This window comes from Amycolatopsis rubida, from assembly GCF_900115345.1.
Taxonomy (GTDB): domain Bacteria; phylum Actinomycetota; class Actinomycetes; order Mycobacteriales; family Pseudonocardiaceae; genus Amycolatopsis; species Amycolatopsis rubida.
Genome location: NZ_FOWC01000002.1, coordinates 512,013 through 528,117, shown reverse-complemented (window position 1 = coordinate 528,117; position 16,105 = coordinate 512,013). Strand labels below are relative to the sequence as shown.

31 protein-coding genes and 1 pseudogene are annotated in these 16,105 nt (G+C 68.9%); 29 read left to right on the top strand and 3 right to left on the bottom strand.

Translation table 11 applies throughout. The annotated features are described in order from the left end of the window. The first annotated feature begins 42 nt into the window (after positions 1-42). Together BM362_RS11380 and BM362_RS11375 are read left to right on the top strand one after the other, a co-directional pair. Positions 43-798: an SDR family NAD(P)-dependent oxidoreductase gene (locus BM362_RS11380; RefSeq protein WP_093573093.1), complete on the top strand. Its 756-nt coding sequence runs from the start codon at positions 43-45 to the stop codon at positions 796-798. A gap of 18 nt (positions 799-816) precedes the next feature. Continuing rightward, positions 817-1,182, top strand: coding sequence for a MerR family transcriptional regulator (locus tag BM362_RS11375; RefSeq protein ID WP_067580298.1), 366 nt, complete (start codon positions 817-819; stop codon positions 1,180-1,182). Between the two features lie 247 nt (positions 1,183-1,429). Here BM362_RS11375 and BM362_RS11370 read toward each other — a convergent pair whose 3' ends face one another. The 3 genes from BM362_RS11370 to BM362_RS11365 all read right to left on the bottom strand — a co-directional run bounded on the left by BM362_RS11370 (position 1,430) and on the right by BM362_RS11365 (position 3,580). Further along, positions 1,430-2,725, bottom strand: a complete 1,296-nt coding sequence (locus tag BM362_RS11370; RefSeq protein ID WP_167545269.1) for a tyrosine-type recombinase/integrase — start codon at positions 2,723-2,725, stop codon at positions 1,430-1,432. Between the two features lie 32 nt (positions 2,726-2,757). Next, positions 2,758-3,156, bottom strand: a complete 399-nt coding sequence (locus BM362_RS47370; protein ID WP_167545268.1) for a hypothetical protein — start codon at positions 3,154-3,156, stop codon at positions 2,758-2,760. A 106-nt stretch (positions 3,157-3,262) separates the two neighbouring features. Further along, on the bottom strand, positions 3,263-3,580 hold the full coding sequence (locus BM362_RS11365) for a hypothetical protein (protein WP_143132410.1): 318 nt from the start codon (positions 3,578-3,580) through the stop codon (positions 3,263-3,265). Positions 3,581-3,878: 298 nt separating this feature from the next. Here BM362_RS11365 and BM362_RS11360 point away from each other — a divergent pair, with 298 nt between their 5' ends. The 27 genes and pseudogenes from BM362_RS11360 to BM362_RS11235 all read left to right on the top strand — a co-directional run bounded on the left by BM362_RS11360 (position 3,879) and on the right by BM362_RS11235 (position 15,540). Next, on the top strand, positions 3,879-4,205 hold the full coding sequence (locus BM362_RS11360) for a hypothetical protein (protein ID WP_143132409.1): 327 nt from the start codon (positions 3,879-3,881) through the stop codon (positions 4,203-4,205). Continuing rightward, on the top strand, positions 4,202-4,417 hold the full coding sequence (locus BM362_RS11355; RefSeq protein ID WP_093573089.1) for a helix-turn-helix domain-containing protein: 216 nt from the start codon (positions 4,202-4,204) through the stop codon (positions 4,415-4,417). The genes BM362_RS11360 and BM362_RS11355 overlap by 4 nt, the downstream gene beginning before the upstream one ends. A gap of 26 nt (positions 4,418-4,443) precedes the next feature. Beyond that, positions 4,444-5,196, top strand: coding sequence for a phage antirepressor KilAC domain-containing protein (locus tag BM362_RS11350; protein WP_093573088.1), 753 nt, complete (start codon positions 4,444-4,446; stop codon positions 5,194-5,196). 114 nt (positions 5,197-5,310) lie between these two features. Continuing rightward, positions 5,311-5,721 (top strand): hypothetical protein, encoded by a 411-nt coding sequence (locus BM362_RS11345; protein ID WP_093573087.1) that lies wholly within the window; start codon positions 5,311-5,313, stop codon positions 5,719-5,721. Then, positions 5,721-6,083, top strand: a complete 363-nt coding sequence (locus tag BM362_RS11340) for a hypothetical protein (protein WP_093573086.1) — start codon at positions 5,721-5,723, stop codon at positions 6,081-6,083. The genes BM362_RS11345 and BM362_RS11340 overlap by 1 nt, the downstream gene beginning before the upstream one ends. Then, the gene (locus tag BM362_RS11335; RefSeq protein WP_093573085.1) at positions 6,080-6,373 is read left to right on the top strand and encodes a hypothetical protein; all 294 of its coding nucleotides are present in this window, start codon (positions 6,080-6,082) and stop codon (positions 6,371-6,373) included. The genes BM362_RS11340 and BM362_RS11335 overlap by 4 nt, the downstream gene beginning before the upstream one ends. A gap of 156 nt (positions 6,374-6,529) precedes the next feature. Beyond that, positions 6,530-6,832: a hypothetical protein gene (locus BM362_RS11330; protein WP_093573084.1), complete on the top strand. Its 303-nt coding sequence runs from the start codon at positions 6,530-6,532 to the stop codon at positions 6,830-6,832. Continuing rightward, positions 6,829-7,083, top strand: coding sequence for a hypothetical protein (locus tag BM362_RS11325; RefSeq protein ID WP_093573083.1), 255 nt, complete (start codon positions 6,829-6,831; stop codon positions 7,081-7,083). The genes BM362_RS11330 and BM362_RS11325 overlap by 4 nt, the downstream gene beginning before the upstream one ends. Continuing rightward, entirely contained in the window at positions 7,080-7,316 is a 237-nt protein-coding gene (locus BM362_RS11320) for a hypothetical protein (protein WP_093573082.1), read from the top strand. The genes BM362_RS11325 and BM362_RS11320 overlap by 4 nt, the downstream gene beginning before the upstream one ends. Further along, entirely contained in the window at positions 7,313-7,900 is a 588-nt protein-coding gene (locus BM362_RS11315; RefSeq protein WP_093573081.1) for a hypothetical protein, read from the top strand. Before BM362_RS11320 ends, BM362_RS11315 begins: the two co-directional genes overlap by 4 nt. Next, positions 7,897-8,577, top strand: coding sequence for a hypothetical protein (locus tag BM362_RS11310; protein ID WP_093573080.1), 681 nt, complete (start codon positions 7,897-7,899; stop codon positions 8,575-8,577). The genes BM362_RS11315 and BM362_RS11310 overlap by 4 nt, the downstream gene beginning before the upstream one ends. Next, positions 8,570-9,007 (top strand): HNH endonuclease signature motif containing protein, encoded by a 438-nt coding sequence (locus tag BM362_RS11305; protein ID WP_143132408.1) that lies wholly within the window; start codon positions 8,570-8,572, stop codon positions 9,005-9,007. The genes BM362_RS11310 and BM362_RS11305 overlap by 8 nt, the downstream gene beginning before the upstream one ends. Beyond that, positions 9,004-9,396 carry a C2H2-type zinc finger protein gene (locus tag BM362_RS11300; protein ID WP_093573078.1) on the top strand — a complete coding sequence of 131 codons (393 nt, stop codon included), beginning with the start codon at positions 9,004-9,006 and terminating at the stop codon, positions 9,394-9,396. The genes BM362_RS11305 and BM362_RS11300 overlap by 4 nt, the downstream gene beginning before the upstream one ends. After that, positions 9,393-9,773: a hypothetical protein gene (locus tag BM362_RS11295; RefSeq protein ID WP_093573077.1), complete on the top strand. Its 381-nt coding sequence runs from the start codon at positions 9,393-9,395 to the stop codon at positions 9,771-9,773. Before BM362_RS11300 ends, BM362_RS11295 begins: the two co-directional genes overlap by 4 nt. After that, positions 9,770-9,997, top strand: coding sequence for a hypothetical protein (locus tag BM362_RS11290; protein ID WP_093573076.1), 228 nt, complete (start codon positions 9,770-9,772; stop codon positions 9,995-9,997). Before BM362_RS11295 ends, BM362_RS11290 begins: the two co-directional genes overlap by 4 nt. Then, complete coding sequence (locus tag BM362_RS11285; protein ID WP_093573075.1) at positions 9,991-10,254, top strand: hypothetical protein; 264 nt, start codon at positions 9,991-9,993, stop codon at positions 10,252-10,254. Before BM362_RS11290 ends, BM362_RS11285 begins: the two co-directional genes overlap by 7 nt. Then, positions 10,251-10,691: pseudogene (locus BM362_RS50475) on the top strand (DNA cytosine methyltransferase); the annotation flags it as partial. The gene BM362_RS11285 and the pseudogene BM362_RS50475, both read left to right, overlap by 4 nt. A gap of 351 nt (positions 10,692-11,042) precedes the next feature. Next, positions 11,043-11,201, top strand: coding sequence for a hypothetical protein (locus BM362_RS48815; protein WP_244287119.1), 159 nt, complete (start codon positions 11,043-11,045; stop codon positions 11,199-11,201). Further along, entirely contained in the window at positions 11,198-11,437 is a 240-nt protein-coding gene (locus tag BM362_RS11275) for a hypothetical protein (protein WP_093573073.1), read from the top strand. Before BM362_RS48815 ends, BM362_RS11275 begins: the two co-directional genes overlap by 4 nt. Beyond that, the gene (locus BM362_RS11270) at positions 11,434-11,928 is read left to right on the top strand and encodes a DUF6011 domain-containing protein (RefSeq protein ID WP_143132407.1); all 495 of its coding nucleotides are present in this window, start codon (positions 11,434-11,436) and stop codon (positions 11,926-11,928) included. Before BM362_RS11275 ends, BM362_RS11270 begins: the two co-directional genes overlap by 4 nt. Beyond that, positions 11,928-12,347 (top strand): hypothetical protein, encoded by a 420-nt coding sequence (locus BM362_RS11265; RefSeq protein ID WP_093573071.1) that lies wholly within the window; start codon positions 11,928-11,930, stop codon positions 12,345-12,347. Before BM362_RS11270 ends, BM362_RS11265 begins: the two co-directional genes overlap by 1 nt. Positions 12,348-12,360: 13 nt before the next feature. After that, positions 12,361-12,687, top strand: coding sequence for a hypothetical protein (locus tag BM362_RS11260; protein WP_093573070.1), 327 nt, complete (start codon positions 12,361-12,363; stop codon positions 12,685-12,687). Positions 12,688-12,759: 72 nt separating this feature from the next. Continuing rightward, positions 12,760-13,632 carry a helix-turn-helix domain-containing protein gene (locus BM362_RS11255; protein ID WP_208865169.1) on the top strand — a complete coding sequence of 291 codons (873 nt, stop codon included), beginning with the start codon at positions 12,760-12,762 and terminating at the stop codon, positions 13,630-13,632. Continuing rightward, positions 13,629-13,853, top strand: coding sequence for a hypothetical protein (locus BM362_RS11250; RefSeq protein WP_093573068.1), 225 nt, complete (start codon positions 13,629-13,631; stop codon positions 13,851-13,853). The genes BM362_RS11255 and BM362_RS11250 overlap by 4 nt, the downstream gene beginning before the upstream one ends. Then, on the top strand, positions 13,850-14,065 hold the full coding sequence (locus BM362_RS11245) for a hypothetical protein (protein ID WP_093573067.1): 216 nt from the start codon (positions 13,850-13,852) through the stop codon (positions 14,063-14,065). Before BM362_RS11250 ends, BM362_RS11245 begins: the two co-directional genes overlap by 4 nt. Then, positions 14,058-14,327 carry a hypothetical protein gene (locus tag BM362_RS11240; protein WP_143132406.1) on the top strand — a complete coding sequence of 90 codons (270 nt, stop codon included), beginning with the start codon at positions 14,058-14,060 and terminating at the stop codon, positions 14,325-14,327. Before BM362_RS11245 ends, BM362_RS11240 begins: the two co-directional genes overlap by 8 nt. Continuing rightward, the gene (locus tag BM362_RS11235) at positions 14,320-15,540 is read left to right on the top strand and encodes a hypothetical protein (protein WP_093573065.1); all 1,221 of its coding nucleotides are present in this window, start codon (positions 14,320-14,322) and stop codon (positions 15,538-15,540) included. The genes BM362_RS11240 and BM362_RS11235 overlap by 8 nt, the downstream gene beginning before the upstream one ends. Positions 15,541-16,105 lie beyond the last annotated feature (565 nt).

Below are 16,105 nucleotides of genomic sequence, written 5' to 3'. Positions count from 1 at the left end.
GCTTGACCTTCACGCATACGGCAATGTTTAGCGTCGGATGACATGAGTGAAGGACAGTTTGAAGGCAAGGCCGTGATCGTCACCGGCGGCGGAACGGGCATCGGACAGGTCACCGCGCGCGAGTTCGCCCGGCGAGGCGCGAACGTCCTCGTCGTCGGCCGCACCGCGGAGCGGCTCGCCGAAACCGCGGAGGGCTTCTCGCGGATCCGCCCGTTCGCCGCCGACATCACCGAGGCTGGTGCCGCGGAGACGATTATCGCTGCGACGCTTGCCGAATTCGGCCGGATCGACGTGCTGGTGAACAACGCCGGCATCGTCGAACCGGCCGCGCTGGGCGAAATCAAGCCCGGCGCGTTCGACGGGGTGGTGGCGACGAACCTGCTCGCGCCGGTCCATCTGGTGCAGGCCGCGCTGCCGCACCTGAGCGAGGGTGTGGTGGTCAACGTGACGACCGCGATCGGCCAGCGCGGCTGGCCGATGGCCGGCCGGGAGTTCTACGCGGCGACGAAAGCCGCGCTGGAGTCGCTGACCCGAAGCTGGGCAGTGCAACTCGCCCCGCGCGGCATCCGCGTCACCGCGGTAGCACCCGGCCCGGTCGCCACCGAGATCTACGCCCGCGAGGGCCTGACTGCCGAACAATCCCAGGCGCAGCACGAAATGCTGCGGGAAATGGTGCCGCTGGGGCGGCTGGCCCGTCCGGAAGAAGTCGCGCACTGGATCGTGCAGCTCGCCAGCCCCGGAGCGGAGTACATCACCGGCGTCGTGATGCCCGTCGACGGCGGCGCAGTGATCGCTTAGCGGCGTACGCTCGGGTCGGTGCGGATCGGAGAGCTGGCGAAGGCCACCGGCGTGACGACCAGGGCGCTGAGGTTCTACGAGGAGCAGGGCTTGCTGACCGCGGCCCGCTCCCGCAACGGGTACCGGCACTACGACGAGTCCGCGATCGAGCGGGTGGCGAACATCCGCTACCTGCTCGACTCGGGGCTCACGATGGAAGACATCCGGCCGTTGGGCTCGTGCCTGCAGGGAGACCTGCCCGCACGGCGGCTGTCCTCGAGCGCGGTGGCGCTGGTGGATCGGCGGTTGGCGGTTTTGGACGAGCGGATCGCTGCGTTGACGCGGGCACGGGAGCAGCTGGCTTCGCGGGCGAGCGCTGCGCGCGGCGGGGTTGCCTGCGATTGACGCTGTGCTGACCCGGCTCCGCGCACCAACGACTGAGATGTCCGTGAGGGAACCCTGAGGGAATCAGATTCCCTCAGGGTCTCCCCCTCCCGGACAGCCAAAGCCCACTGGGCACGGGGGCGCGCTGAAGGTGCGGGGGTGGCGGCCGGGGTGGGGCCGGAGAGACTCGAACTCTCACTGGCACGGACCTAGGTTCCCGGGAATCAGCCTCGGTAATCATGCCTAAGTTTGTGTGTTCCCGCGCAGGTCAGACGGCTTGTTCGGTGATCATCGAATCAGCCGGAATAAGCCCGGTTAAGCCCGCGCCTGTGGCAAACGGTGTGGCACGCCCCGCGGTCAGTTCCGCCAGTGCGGTCTCCACGGCGGCGAGCCGCCGAGCCAGAGCGGCCACATCCGCTGACGGGTCCGGTTCGTCCGTCGGGGATTGCCCGGTTCGTCGCTCAAGCGCGGTCCGAACGGTCTCGAAACCGTCGTCGCTCAGGTGCGCGTACCGCTGGGTCACCTCGACGTCCGAGTGCCCCATGACGCGCGCGATCTCCGGCAGCGACACGCCCTCCTGGATCAGCCACGAGGCGTAGGTGTGTCGCATGTCGTGCGGCCGCACCCGGCCCTCGATGCCCGCGCGGTCGAGGGCCTTCCGCCAGATCGTCTTGCCCCAGTCGTTCGACTTCAACGGCGCGCCGCGCGCGCCGCGGAAGAGGATGTCGCCCTGGCATTCGCCGACCCGGTGCACCAGCCCGCACGTCGCGCGCTGCTCGGTGTGGTCCCGGTGGGCGATCAGCTTCCCGACAAGATCCGACGGCAGCGGGACGGTGCGCTCCTCCTTGTCCTTCGGCACCGGGTCGATCATGTAGGACTTCTGATCGAACTTCTCCACCACCCTGATCGCGCCGCGTTTCAGGTCGAGGCGGTGCCAGTGCAGCCCCGCGATCTCCCCGAACCGCAGACCCGTCTCCACCCCGAGTCGCACGAGCAGCGCGTTCGGGCCGTCCAGCGCCCACGTGATCGCGTCCACCTCGTCCGGAGTCAGGTACCGCTCAAGGCCCTGCGGCAGATCCGGGTACTCGACGCTCTTCGCCGGACTGGACGCCAGACGCTTGTCGTCGACAGCCGCGTTCAGGCTCGTCTTCAGCAGCATCAGCGCAGACCGGAACGTCCACGGCGGGCACGGCGGCTTCTCGCCCCGTTTCTTCGGGGTCGTCAGCTTCTTCTTCCAGCGTTCGATGGACATCGGGGTGATGTCCGCCAGTCTCGTGGTCGACCACTCCTTCATCAGCCAGTTGCCAGCGATGGACCGGTAGTTCTCATCCGTCGCGAACGCCAGCGATCGGCTGCCGTGCCACAGGTCGAACCACGCGCCCCACTGGATCTTCGCGCCCTTCACGTCGAGCGCACCCGGCTCCCGTGACTCCGCCTCGCGGCGTCCGGCCTCCCGCAGCGCTTGCGCTTCCTGGGTGAATGTGCCTGCCGACTGGTCGACGCCAGCGGCGTCGCGGTAGCGACCCTGGTATCTGCCGGACGGAAGCTTTCTAGTGGACGCCATCGATGCCCCCGCTCTGCTCGAACCGACCCGTTCTAGTCCATGCCATGCAAGTGATCTCCTTCGTCGAAGTGCCTCGTGATCTCGCGGAACGCTTCCTCCTCTCGGCGGCGTTCCTCGTCGTGGGCGCAGCGCAGCCTCGCGATTAGCGCTTCGTCGGCACGCTGCTCGGCTGCGACGCGATGCAGGTGCATGCGCCAGATCCATGCGAGCGCGGCGCTGGCCGCGGCGACGAAGAGCGCGGTCGGCGTCGAGTCGTTGCCGAGGTTGGGGACCAGCAGCACTACCAGGGCTGCGGTCAACGCGAGTGCGGTGCAGGTCGCGAGAAGCGTGGTGGATGGCCGCCAGCTCTGCGGTTTCTGGATCAAAACAGCCCCCTGTAGGCAGGCATTGTCAATGCAATCGAACGTATGTGCCCATACGTCGCTGATCACAGAGCGTGCGTTAACAGCCTGCGATGTGCCGAGCGGGCAGTTCACTTGAACGGCCGAATCATGTAACGCCGCAGGTAGGTGCCTCGATTGGGGGCCAGTGTGGTTGCTAACGCTCCGTGTTCGGCTGACTATCCATTTTGGTCTCGGCCTCGGCTTTGACGCGCATCACCTCGCGCAGCCACACGTCGGCCAGATATTCCGACCGGCGCCGGAAAATGTCGTGAGTCTCCTGCACCTCGGCCATCGACATGTCTCGCATGCGGGCGCGTTCGGAGGCGGACCACTCGTGGCGCGGTTCTTCCGGCGCTGTCGCCGTCGGCTCCGGACCGCCATCGAGGTACGCCTGCATGCTCCGCTTCGGCCAGTCGAGTGCCGATTCGATCGCGTCGAAAGTCTTCGCGCCAGCATATTCGCCGCGTTCCACGTCGCTGACCCTGCGGGCGCTGATGCCTGCCCGCTTGGCGAGGGCGGGCTGGGACCGCATGCCCCGGCGGACTCGTTCATTGCGAACGAGCGCGCCGAGTTCCTTCCGGCGGAGCGTCACTCGCGCAGAATATCGCAGACCTTGACACCGGCGCGAAGCCCTCGACCTGGGCCTGCTCCCTGCCGTTCTTCGTCTCGCCATGCCGCAGAAGCTACAGAAACTCGCAGAAGAAAGCAAGACAACGTATAACTGCGATGTTCTGCTTGACACCTCTGCGAGGTTCTGCGAGTCTCTACGCATGCCAGATCGATTGAACGGCCCGCGAATCGACGAGCGGCTCGCCGAACTGGGGGTCACCCCGAAAGAGTTCGCCGGCCGTGAAGAGATCTCCGACGGCTACTTCCGCAACCTCCGCAACAACAGCGACCTGTGCTCCCGGCACATGTCGCATCGGATCGCCCGCGGCCTCGCGCTTCCCGTCACCGAGATCGTCCTCGAGACCGTCGGGGACGGACGCCGCGGCGCTCGCGGTGCGAAGGAGACCGAGCGGAAGGAAGAGTCGACCGGGCCGACGAAGCGACAGGACCAGGAGAAGTCGACCGGCCCGAAGCGGGTGGCGGCGTGAGCGACTGGATGACCCCGCACCAGGTCGCCGCCGAGTACGACCGGCACCCGATGACGGTCTACAAGGCGCTCGAAAGCGGCGAGCTACACGGCCACCAGAAGAAGCGTCGCGGTCGCTGGTCCGTCCTCCGCGCCGCGGTCGAGGCGTGGATGCGCGGCATGCCTGGCGAGCCCGCGTGCGGCTGCCGCAAGCACCTCCGCCGCGTCGCCTGAACCCCAGCCGTCGAAAGGAGATCACAGTGTCCGAGTTGGACATCTTCACCGCTGCCGGTGACGGCTTGGCGGTCGAGCACTTCGGTCTCGCCGAGGACGGCCGCGCGTTCGTGGTGGCCGGTCCGTTCGCGAAGGCGATGGGCTACCGCGACGCGGCGAACGCCGTCCGCGTCCTCGACGAGGACGAGAAGGGTACTCAGATCGTGAGTACCCCTGGGGGCGACCAGCGCGTTTCCGTCATCTTCGAGGACGGGATCTGGGAGCTGATCTTCCGTTCGACGCTCCCGTCGGCGAAGACGCTGAAGTCGCGGGTGAAGGCGATCCTGCGCCAGTTGCGGGAGACCGGGGTGGTCGACACGCGGGAGCGGCCGATGTCGGAGCTGGAGATGGCCGAGCGGTACGTCGCGGCGCTCCGTCGTAACGCCGAGCTGGAACCGGCTGCGCACGCATGGAACACCCTGGCCTCCGGTGAGGGCGACCTCGACGTCGCTGGCGCGGCGAAGATCCTTTCGCGTGATCCGTCGATCAAGACGGGGCGGGATCGCCTCTTCGACTACATGCACCGCCAGGGCTGGCTCTTCCGCAACGGCCACGGTCGTTGGGAGGCGTACCAGGACCAGATCGAAAACGGCCGCCTGGCCTCGATCCCGAAGAAGCACAAGCACCCGCGCACCGGCGAGATCGTGATCGATCCTCCGCAGGTTCGCGTGACGGTGAAGGGCTTGCAGGAGCTGCACAAGCGGCTCGGCGGCTCCGGCCCGCTGCTGCTCGCTGCCTGACTTCCGGCGGGCCGGGTGACCCCAGCACCTCGGCCCGCCGGATCCCCACCCAAGAAGAAACGCCCGCCCCACGGTGCAACGCGGGACGGGCCAACCAAAGGAGAGGTACCTCCGATGATCACGGCACAGACTACCCGGCAGCGATGCCGCCAGACGCTCGGCGCGTGGCTGCACGGCCGTCGCCGCCCGGTTGAGGCGACCCCGGCGAGCTGGGCACTGCTCGCGCCGGTCGGCGACCGGGTGGCGGAGATAGAGGCGGTCGCCGAGCAGATGCACGGCGCGCTGCGAGTGATGATCGATCCGCATTTCACGCCCGGCGCGTGCACCTGGTGCGCTCCGGCGCGGCCGGAGCTGGCGACGGTGCGGGTGTGCGGCGACCCCGACCCGGATCGGGAGGACCTCAAGCCGTTGTTCGCGGTCGAGGTGTGCCACCGGTGCGCGGTCAACCCGCGTACGGGCGCGGTGCGGCAGGCGCTGATCGAGGCCGGTCCGCACCGGCTCGTCGAGGTCGAGGTGTGCGAGTGATGCCGTTCCTGAAGAAGATCCGCGAAGCGTCGATGTGGATCGACGAGGTCGTTGAGGCCGAGGCCCCGCGCCCGAAGAAGGCGGAGAAGACCGCGCCGGAACCGAAGCAGAGCAACAAGGAGAACCCGAAGGGCGGCAGGTCGGGGAAGCTCCAGACGCTCGGCGAGCGGCTGGGTTTCGCCGGGATCGTCGCTGTCACCGCGGTCGCTGCCCTGGCCGGTTTGGTCGGGTGCAAGCCGGTCCACGGCACGCCGGAACGGGCCCCGGTGTCGGTGCAGTGCAACGAGGACGAGCCGTGCTGGGACTGCCGCACGATGGGCAACCGCCGGTGCGGCCCGGACGACACGGCGGTGAAACGGTGAAGCGCCGCGCAGCCTCGGCGCTGCTCGTGATCACGCTCGCGGTGCTGGTGTACGTCGCTCCGGCGGCGCTGGTCGAGCAGACCGGCCCGGCGCACAGCTTCCGGATCACCGGCGACGGCACGCTCCTCGCGATTGCGGCCGGGCTGATCGTGTTGGCGTACGGCGCTTTCCTGCTCGCCTGGCACGCCTACCGCAAACGGGACGAGGTCGAGGAGGCGGTCGTCGCTGACGACGAACTCGGCGGACTGTTGCGCGCGTGGGCCGCTGACGTCGAGTCGGTGCCGCTGTGAACCTCCTCCGCCGAGCGCTCGTGCGCGCTGTCCTCGCTGCCGCTGTCGCGGTGTGCCTGGTCGTCGTGCCCGTCGGATTCGCCAATCCCTACTTGCTTCATGCCATCGCGCGCTGACCGTGCGCACCCACATCCTTTCGGAAGGAACGAACAGATCATGAGCAGCCTTCAGGACATCGCCGCGCAGCTGATGGCCATCAGCGGGACAGTCCCGGTCGGACAGGCCGAGCAGGTGAGGGGCCTGGCGGAGCAGTTGCACGTGGCGCAGGCCGAATCGGCTGGGCAGGTGCTGGCGTTGCTCGGCGACCAGTCGGCGGTCAACGCCCGGTTGCAGCAGAACTCGGAGGACGTGCACGGCGCGATCCGCCAGCTGGAGGAGTCGGCCGGGAACGTGGTCGCGATGTTCGCCGGTTTCAAGGAGTCGCTCGCCGACGCGGCCAGTGAGGTGATCAACCGGTGACCGCCGACGAAGCGGCGGTGCGCGCCCAGTTGGCGGAGATCGACCGGCGCAGCGTGTTCGTGCACCGGGTCGAGGACTTCTACGCCGGGATCACCGCGCGGGCACCGGAAGACGAGCCGTACGTCAGCTCCGCCGAGTTCGTGGACGCGGTCACGGCCGCGCACGCGTCGACCGTCGACCAGTTCAAGAACACCTATCTGAGGCTCGTCGCGCAGCACGCTGGGGCCGGACGCATTGGAGGAACCCTGTGAGCCAGGCAGAAAACGAGTTGCGGCTGCTGCGCCAGAACATCAGCACCTTCGCTGACGAGCTGAAGAAGAACGAACAGCGGGCCGTGCGGCTGGTCGAGAAGTACGAGACGCCGTCCAACAAGCGCAGCGCGGAGGACGAGCGCGACACGTATCGGAGGGTCCAGAACCTGCTGCACATCTGGACCGGCGGCGAGTTCGGGACGTCAGACGACAACGCGGCGGTGTCCTCGTGAGCGACCCGAACACGGTGGCGCTGCGCGTTGCGGCGCTGAAGCACTTGAAGGACCGGATCGACGACGCCTACAACGCGGCCCGCGCGGAGCAGGCGGAGGCGATGCCGAAGGGCGCTCGCTGGCCGGTGGTGTCCCCGTTGGACGGGGTGAAGCTGGGGACGGTGTCCAAGTCGGACCCGAAGGTGACGGCGTCGGTGCGGGACGAGACCGCGTTCGGGGCGTGGGCGGCGAAGCACTACCCGGACGACACCGAGTACGCGTTCCGGGTCGTCGGGTCGGAGCAGGAGGTGCACGAGGCGCTGTACACGCACGCGCCGCACCTGGTGAAGTCGGTGACGGTGGTGTCGCGGGACCTGCGCAAGCGGGTCGAGCGGATGTCCGCGACCACCGGCGTCCCGACCGGGCCCGGCGGGGAGCTCGACGTCCCGGGCGTGTCGGTCGGTAAACCGGACGGGGTCGTGTCTTGCCTTCCGGCCGAGGGCGGCTGGGAGTCGGTGGTCGCGCTGGTGCGCGCCGATGCGGCGCTGCTGGAACTGCTCGCCCGCCCGGCCGGCGAGATCGAGGCCGGGGGCGATGCTTCGTGACTCCGGAGATGCTGGGCAAGCTGCGCGCCCCGTTCGAGGACAGCCAGATCGGGAAGCTGCCGCGCGTCACCTGCAAGGCGTGCTCGGACCGGGCGTGCAGCGAGCACAAACCCTCGCAGTGCCGGGTGTGCAAAGGGTTCCTGGGCAAGCACATCCACCTCGACTACGTCGGGCACGCGCACGTCACCGAGCGGCTGCTTGAGATCGACCCGGGCTGGTCGTGGGAGCCGTTCGCGCTCGTCGAGCGCGGCCTGCCCGCCCTCGATGCCAGCAACGGGTTGTGGATCCGGATGACCGTCGGCGGGAAGACCGTCATCGGCTACGGCGACGCACCCGGCAAACGCGCGGCGGTGAAGGAGCTGATCGGCGACGCGATCCGGAACGCCGCGATGCGACTCGGGGTGGCGCTGGACCTGTGGAAGAAGGAACCAGCCGACACGGTCGCCCGCGCCGAGCCCGCGCCTGCTGAGAAGCGTTCGTTGAGCCCAGAGGAGCGGGCCGCGGAGCTTCGGAACCTGATCCTCGCGGTCGGCAAGAAGAAGCGGATGAGGCTGGCCGACATCGCGGGCGCGTTCCACGAATGGTGCCGCGGCGAGCGGGAGTTCCGGACCGCCCCGGCCGAGGTGCTGGAGGAGTTCCAACAGCACTTGCAGAAGATCGGCAGCACCGATGCTTAGGCGGACTCCGTTGCGACGTCGCGGGTTCCTCGCCCGCGGCGCTGGCCTGAAGCGCACCGCGCCATTGAAGGCGCGCCGTCGCTCGAAGGCGGACGCCCGCGCGGAGTGGTCCGAGGACGACGGGAAGAAAGCGCTCGAAGCGCGGTCGGAGTGCTGCGAGCGGTGCGGCAACGGCGGCCGCCTGGACTGGCACCACCGCAAGAACCGGTCTCAGGGCGGCGGCTGGAACCCGGCGAACGGGCTCAGGTTGTGCCGCCCGTGCCACCGGTTCGTCACAGTCAACCCGGACGCGGGCCGGGTGGGCGGTTGGTGCGTGAAGCCACACGAGGACTCGGCCGAGGTGCCGTTCGAGCACTGGCAATGGGGACCCGTCCGGATCACCGACGACACGACCACCTATCACATCGTCCAGGAAGGACAAGCATCGTGACTGCAACTGAGGTCGGCGGCGTCGCCGTGGTGTCGGATGAGCCCACGCGCGCGCCGTTCGACGCCCCGGGTGGGAAGGCTGTGTTCTGGCAGCAGATCCGCACGCTCACGCTGGCTGATGGAACAACAGCCTTCGGGTGCGTGCACTGCGACTACACCAGTGCAAACCGCAACAGCATCCGGCCGCACCTGCATCGGCACAACGGGAAACGACGCGGTGCCGCGCGGACCGTCAAGACGGCGGCCTCCTCGCTGTCACTGGCGGATCTGATCGAGAAGGCCGAGCAGATCGACGCCCTGGCTGCGGACCGGGACGCGTGGAAGGCACGCGCGCGGGAAGCGGAGAAGAAGCTGCGGATGCTGAGGAACGCGCTGGGTGGTGCAGCGTGAGCGCGAACCTCGATCTGTTGCTGCATGTCTTCGAGCACGCCGCCCGGTGGCGGATCCCCCGCGACTTCAAGCAGTTCGACACGACCGCCCAGCAGACGAACCTCACCCTGCCGGATCACGACCTGGAGCTGTTCGTGCAGTGGGGACAGCATCTCGGCGGGATCGAGGTCACCGCGTCCAGCGGGCGGGCCCGGACGCTCGGGATCCTGCACGCCCGCGGGCATCTGCTGTCCGGGCACGTCCTGAACGTGTACGTCACCAGCGACGGGGAGCGGATGCGCCGGGCGGGTTTGCACGGGGGCGTGCTGCTGGCCGAGGTCGAGCAGTACCGCCGCCGCAACATCGTCGGCCTGCCGGTCGTGGGCGATGCCCGGTGAGCGGCGAGCTGAGGACCCCGACCGAGCAGGGGCGTGCGTTGCTCGGCGGCCCGATCCCGAAGGGCAGCGACGCGGAGGTCGCCGCCTGTGTGCGGCGGGTGCGGCTGGAGTCGCGGGATTCGGCTGAGGCGACGGAGATCCTGCAAATGCTCGGTCTCGTCGACCAGGACTTCGAGTGGGTCGCGACGTCCCGCAACCACCGCAAGCGGGTGCCGAAGTGCTGACCGGCGACCGCTACCTCGAAACCCTTGTCGAGTCCGCGGAGAAGCTGGTCCGCGCGGTGCGTCGCGAGAACATGCTGATGGTGGACGCGATGCTCGCCGACGCGGAGATGGTGTACCGGGATCCGCTCACCGGAGCTCGCGCGATGGTCGTGCTGCTGGCCGCGATGGTCCCGGACGACCGGACGGCCGCCGAGCTTCTCCAGTGGCGCGCCGCCCCGCGGCGGCTGCGCCCGGTCGCGAAGGGCAGCGCGGCATGAGGGCCGGGTCGCTGTTCACCGGCACGGCCGCGCTGGACATGGCAGCGGGCGAGGTATTCGGCGCGAAGCCGGCGTGGTTCGCCGACGTTGATCCGGCCGCGTCCGCGTTGCTCGCGCACCACTACCCAGGCGTGCCGAACCTGCGCGACATCACTGCGGTGGATTGGGACCTGGTCGCGGTGCTTGCTCCGGTCGAACTGGTCGCCTTGGGCTGGCCGTGCCAACCGTTCTCCCTCGCTGGCAAACAGAAAGGCGCTGACGATGAGCGTGCGCTCTGGCCCGACGTGGACCGATGCCTTCGCGCACTACGACCCCGATACGTCCTCTTGGAGAACGTCCCAGCTGTCGTTGGAGCTGAACTCGGGCGAGTCGCCGACACCTTGGCCTCGCTCGGGTATCGCTTTGCGTGGGTGTGCGTCCCCGCTTCCGCCGTGGGAGCGCCGCACCGGCGTGAGCGGTTCTTCTGCGTCGCTGTTGCCGACACCGAAGACGAGCGACACGAACGGCCCGGGGACACACGGCGACGGAGGCCTGGACCTGCGGACTGTCGCCGCGCTGTTGCCGACCCCGGACGCGACGCACGGCCGCAAGACGACCCGAACGGGCCTGCTGCTGCCCGGGGTCGCGGAGCTGCTGCTGCGCCCAGCACTGAGCAGCCCCGCCTCGACTGGGCCGGCTATACCCTCGCCATCCGCCGGTGGGAAACCGTCCTCGGACGACCTGCACCCGCCCCTACCGTTCGCGGGGCCCGGGGCGGGCGAGTCCTGAATCCGGAGCTTCCCGAGTGGATGATGGGCCTTCCCGCTGGCTGGATCACCGGTGTTCCTGGGCTCTCCCGCGCGCAGCAGTTGAAGCTCGTCGGCAACGGCGTCGTGCTGCGGCAAGCGGTCGCGGCGTACCGCTACCTGCTCGGCGTGCTCGACGAGCACGCGGGGACAGCCGCATGACCGGCCGCGTGTTCACCGCCGGCGACCCGGAGCCGCCTGCGAGCGAGGTCCGGTCGGTGCTCGGCGCGTCCGGCACCGTGTACGCGCGCAGCGAGCCGGCCGGTCTGTACTGGCATCCCCGGTACGGGGTGGGTCTGGTTCGGCATTGGCCGAGGCTGCTGGCGCACGACGGCCCGCTGACCGTCGAGGTCGAGTTGCCGCCGCTGGCGTTGTTCGACCTTCCGGGGGCGTCATGACCGGGACCGCTGTGTGCGAGAAGTGCCACCGGCCGCTCAAGGACGAGGTGAGCAGGCGGCGGCGGTACGGCCCGGTCTGTTTCCGGCGCGAGTTCGGGCCGTCCGCGCCGAAACCACGCGGCGGCACCACGATCCCGGCCGCCGCCCGGCCCGTCGACCACCACCCGGTCGACCCCGACCAGATCCCGCTACCGCTGGAGGTTCGCACCGTGGACGCCGAAACCCGCAAGGCCGCGATCGACGCCGTCGCAAGGCACGCGCTGTTCCGGAAGCTCGACTACGCCGTGTCCGTCGGCGACATCCTGTGGGAGGACTACCCCGACCTCGGCGAGTTCCAGTGGGACAGCGTCCTCGAACGCATCCTCGCGATCGCAAAGTCGGTACGGCCGACCGACGAGGAATACCGGGCCGCCTACGAACACCTCGCCGATGCGGTGTCCGCAAACGATGACAGCCACCCTGCCGCCACCGTCCAGGAAGGACAGAACTGATGAGGTACGACGTCCAGAAACTCCGTGAAGCCACCGAGAAGGCCATCGCCGCCGAGCGTGCGCTGGCTGAGGAGCGGCACGCCGAGCGCGTCGCGCAGTACCAGGAACGCGCCGCGGAATGGACCGAGAAGCACGCGGAGCAGTGGCGTGCCGCCGCCACGGCGGTCGGTCGTCGCATCCGAGCCGGGAAACCGGTGCGGCGTGCGGATCTGCCGCGCGGGAACTATGACCGGATCGCCGTGTTCGGCGAGACCCCGCCGGGCAAGTTCGAGCACTCGACGAGCAGGGACCTGACCGTCCTCACGTCCGCGCTCGCGCTCGTCACCGACGACACGGTCAGCCCGGCTGAGCTTGGTCGCCTCGGTGTCCGTGCCCCCGAGCTGCGGACCGTGCTCGAACTCGCTCGCTCTGACGCCTGAAAGGACAGACCACATGAGCGTCACCCTCAGCGGCAGCTTGCCTGCCGACGACCGCAACGGCATCGCCCGGATCGCGGCCGCCCTGGTCGACAACCCCGAGAGCGCGCACCTGATCGTCGCGCTCGTCGACTGCACGAAGATCACGACGAAGGTCGAGAGCGGCGACGTCGTGCCCACCGCGCGGATCCGCGCGATCGAAGGGTTCGAGGGGCACACCGCCGACGCGAAGGAGCTGCGGCGGCTGCTGCGCCGCGCCTACGAGCGCCGAACCGGGCGGGTCGAGCTGCCGCTGGAGATGGAAAAGGCGTTCGACGACATCGACGGCCGCACCGACGCCTGATCCCGCGGTCCCGGTCGTCCCTGATACGTCCGGGACCGGGCACCACTTGCACGAGAACGAAAGGGGGCCATGGTGAGCCACGAAGCCGTGAGCTGGGCGCTCCACGATGCCCCGATGCCGATGACCGAGAAGGGCAAGACCGACAGCACGGCGCGCCTGGTGTTGGTCGAGCTGGCTGAGCACGCCGCGGTCGACGGCCGGAACAGTTTCCCCTCGGTGCTGCACATCCGCTACGCCACCGGGTTGGACGAGCGGACGATCCAGCGTGCTTTGCGCCGCCTGGAGGAGGGCGGGTTGATCCAGCGCGACGGCGTGGCGCGCAACGGGTGCACGCGGTGGAAGCTGCACATGTCGGTGACGCGTCCGGATACGGACTGGGTGTTCCTGGAGGGGGAGGCGGAGGAGGCGAAGCGGCGTCAGACGGCGGCGCGCGCGGTGCGGCGTTCGCGTTCGGCCGTCGCTGCCGTGTCCGGGACGCAGAGTGCCGGACACGACCCCTTGTCCGGCACGGAGAATCCCGGACACGAGGGGTTGTCCGGGACGCAGAATGCTGGACAACCTACGGATGTCCGGGACGCAGAGTGCGTTGTCCGGGACGCAGAATCCCGGCGTCCGGCACTCTGCGTCCCGGCGTCCGGCACGCAAAATCCCGGCGTCCGGCACGGAACGCCACCCGAACCATCAGTTAACCCTCAGGAACCACCAGGAACCGTCACCGGGGGCCACGCTGCCCCCCGGACCCCCTTGCGACGAGACGACCCGCAAGCGGGCCGTCTCAACGATCAAGCGAACTCGCCATCCGAAGTGGACCTGTTCGAAACCGGTTTGGGAACGCAACCCACCACCGCGCGCGTGCGCTGCCTGCACGGCCTGTCCGCGCACACCGACCCCGCCACCGGCGAACCCACTTGCCCGCTGTGCCGTCGAGCCTTGGAGGCTTCATGACCACGCCGATCGCCGCGCTGCACGAGCACGGCCTCACGTTCCACCAGACCGGCCCGCTCCGGAACGCCGGCCACGACACCGCCGAAGCGGTCGCGCAGCTCGTAGACGAGCACCGCGGCTATGGCCCGGACGGTTCGACGCTGTCGCAGGTGCCGAGCATGGGCCCGCGGCGCGTCGCGCTCGTCTGCGCCGCTGTCGACGCCTGGCGCGGCGCGTCATGAGTGGGCACCTCGACCGCACCGGCGAGCCGATCGACGAGGACGGCCACGACCCGCGCTGCCGCAACGGATGGCTCGACCGGGACGCCGACCCCGCCGTCCCGTGCCTCGTATGCAAACCGCACCTCGCCCCAGCGGTGCTGCGCCGGGCAACGCTCGACGCCGACCAGCTCCGTCAGGAGCCCCGAAACCCCGAAGGGACACCAGATGCCTGAACGAACCGACATGCAGGGCCTGATCGAGACCCTGATCGACGCCGCTACCGAGCGGATCCTTCCGATCGCGAACGTCCCCGGCGACCCGTACGGCGAGGTCGGGAAGCAGGTGGCGCGCGACACCGTCGCCGATGTGCTGCGGGTGCTCGACGAGGAGATCGGCAACGCCAACGACAACGGCGACGACTGGCCTGACTTCGGAGACCTCGGTCTCCTGGCCGCTCAGATCGCCCCGGAAGCCGAGGAGGGCACCGATGCCTGACCAGACCGAGAACGCCAGCGAGCGGCCGAATGCGGGCCAGCACGGCGCGATCTTGCACGAGCTGTCCGACGCGATCGCGGTGGAAGCGACCGTGCCCGTCGAGCCGGGGCAGTTGTCACGACTCCATGAACTCGCGGTGCGCGTCCGCCAGGTCGCGTCCGAAGTGCACGCTGATCGTCGCCGCGCCGATGCCGCAGAGGCGAAGCTCAAGGCTCACCGCGAGGGCACCGAGGCGGGCGACGACATCGAGCCGTGCGGCTGGTACGAGGCGATGTGGCGGGAACGGCACCGCGCCGAGGCTGTGGAGGCGAAGCTCAAGATCCGCGACGACCACCACCGGATGGAGCTGGCGCAAGCTGGCGAGCTGCTGAGGGCTGCGGAGGCGAAGCTGGCCGAGAACGACAGCGATTGGACGCGGCTCAAGCAGGTGCTCGGGATCGGCACCACCGAGCGGCTGCCGTCGAACGAGGCCGCGGTCAAGGCGGCTGCCGCGCTCTACATCGAGCGGAACGAGGCCCGGGAGAAACTCGACGAGGTGCGGGCGGACGTCGATCGCGGTGGCGTCGGCTCGCTCGGAGAAGCGATCGCTCTTGCCCTCGGCGACGCCTATGCGGGCGAGACATTCAGCGACCCGACGTTCGAGCGCGGCACCGAGGCGATCCTCGGAGTACTGCGCGAACGTCTCGCCGAGCCCGTCGCGGACCGCGAGGACGAGATCGGTTTCCTGCCCAACCGGATTCCCCGTGATGCCCGGACCTGGCTGACAGCTCTGCTCTTCGACGCGTCATCGAACAACTGGGACGTCGACACCTGCCAGGCGAAGGCCGAAGGTCTGATCGACTCGTGGAAGGGGCTGGAAGGTTCGGCCGTCACGGACCGCGAGGAACCGGCGAGCGACTGGGACGTCGAAGCGGACACGCACCGCATCAGCGAAGACCACGAGGAACCGGCGGGCACCGTGGACACCTGCGAGGAACACGGCCATCCGGTGCGCACCTGCACCTACTGCATCACCGACCCGGTACAGCGCGGCGAGATCGACGAGTCCAGGGCCAGGAGGAACCGGCCGGCGAGACGAAGCCGCGCGTGTGGAACCCAGGCGACCCGATGCCGGACGACGTGTTCAAGGTCCGTGACTCGATGGGCGACGTCTGGGAACGCAACGCGATCTCCGATGTGGATCTGTGGTTCACGCCCGACACGGTTCCGATGACGTGGGAGCGGATCGCGAAGAAGTACGCGCCACTGACCGAGGTCGAGCGCCAGGCGGACAGCGAGGCAAAGCGATGAGCGACGTCGCGTGCTTGCCCCGGGGGTCAGCTCGGACGAGACGGGAGCTTGGCGTCAGGTTCCCGCAGGTACCAACGGATGAAGTCGGCAACTGCTGCGGATCGGTCCGTGCCGCCCTTGGCTGTGGCGGCTTCGAAGCGGTCCCAGAGATCTTGGGGGATGCCGCGGAGCCCGCGAACCGGGTGCTTGTGCATGTTGGCCATGAGGTAATTCTGCCAGGGTGGTTGACCACCTGCAACGCGGAGTGCTTTACTGAGGTGGTCAACCACCTTTCATCAGGTGTTTCCGCAGTCAGGGAGGCTCGTATGTGCCAGGCGAATCTCGAAGCCCACGGCCGTAAGTGGCAGTGCGACCGTCACGGGGCGAAGAAGTACAACGGCATGTTCTGCGGGCGCTGCGCCTCGATGATGAAGCGGTGCTTCGTCATCTCCCGGGAGCGCTTCGGGCTACCCGACGAGGAGCGACACTCCGCGCTCTGCAAGTCCGGT

What these genes read in the sequence shown, in the direction of transcription:
- BM362_RS11340 (WP_093573086.1), top strand. Translation starts at nt 5,721, where the DNA reads ATGCCGTTCCTGAAGAAGATCCGCGAAGCGTCGATGTGGATCGACGAG.
- BM362_RS11235 (WP_093573065.1), top strand. Translation starts at nt 14,320, where the DNA reads ATGCCTGACCAGACCGAGAACGCCAGCGAGCGGCCGAATGCGGGCCAG.
- BM362_RS48815 (WP_244287119.1), top strand. Translation starts at nt 11,043, where the DNA reads ATGATGGGCCTTCCCGCTGGCTGGATCACCGGTGTTCCTGGGCTCTCC.
- BM362_RS11305 (WP_143132408.1), top strand. Translation starts at nt 8,570, where the DNA reads ATGCTTAGGCGGACTCCGTTGCGACGTCGCGGGTTCCTCGCCCGCGGC.
- BM362_RS11330 (WP_093573084.1), top strand. Translation starts at nt 6,530, where the DNA reads ATGAGCAGCCTTCAGGACATCGCCGCGCAGCTGATGGCCATCAGCGGG.
- BM362_RS11270 (WP_143132407.1), top strand. Translation starts at nt 11,434, where the DNA reads ATGACCGGGACCGCTGTGTGCGAGAAGTGCCACCGGCCGCTCAAGGAC.
- BM362_RS11275 (WP_093573073.1), top strand. Translation starts at nt 11,198, where the DNA reads ATGACCGGCCGCGTGTTCACCGCCGGCGACCCGGAGCCGCCTGCGAGC.
- BM362_RS11265 (WP_093573071.1), top strand. Translation starts at nt 11,928, where the DNA reads ATGAGGTACGACGTCCAGAAACTCCGTGAAGCCACCGAGAAGGCCATC.
- BM362_RS11240 (WP_143132406.1), top strand. Translation starts at nt 14,058, where the DNA reads ATGCCTGAACGAACCGACATGCAGGGCCTGATCGAGACCCTGATCGAC.
- BM362_RS11370 (WP_167545269.1), bottom strand. Translation starts at nt 2,725, where the DNA reads ATGGCGTCCACTAGAAAGCTTCCGTCCGGCAGATACCAGGGTCGCTAC.
- BM362_RS11345 (WP_093573087.1), top strand. Translation starts at nt 5,311, where the DNA reads ATGATCACGGCACAGACTACCCGGCAGCGATGCCGCCAGACGCTCGGC.
- BM362_RS11260 (WP_093573070.1), top strand. Translation starts at nt 12,361, where the DNA reads ATGAGCGTCACCCTCAGCGGCAGCTTGCCTGCCGACGACCGCAACGGC.
- BM362_RS11360 (WP_143132409.1), top strand. Translation starts at nt 3,879, where the DNA reads ATGCCAGATCGATTGAACGGCCCGCGAATCGACGAGCGGCTCGCCGAA.
- BM362_RS11380 (WP_093573093.1), top strand. Translation starts at nt 43, where the DNA reads ATGAGTGAAGGACAGTTTGAAGGCAAGGCCGTGATCGTCACCGGCGGC.
- BM362_RS11245 (WP_093573067.1), top strand. Translation starts at nt 13,850, where the DNA reads ATGAGTGGGCACCTCGACCGCACCGGCGAGCCGATCGACGAGGACGGC.
- BM362_RS11250 (WP_093573068.1), top strand. Translation starts at nt 13,629, where the DNA reads ATGACCACGCCGATCGCCGCGCTGCACGAGCACGGCCTCACGTTCCAC.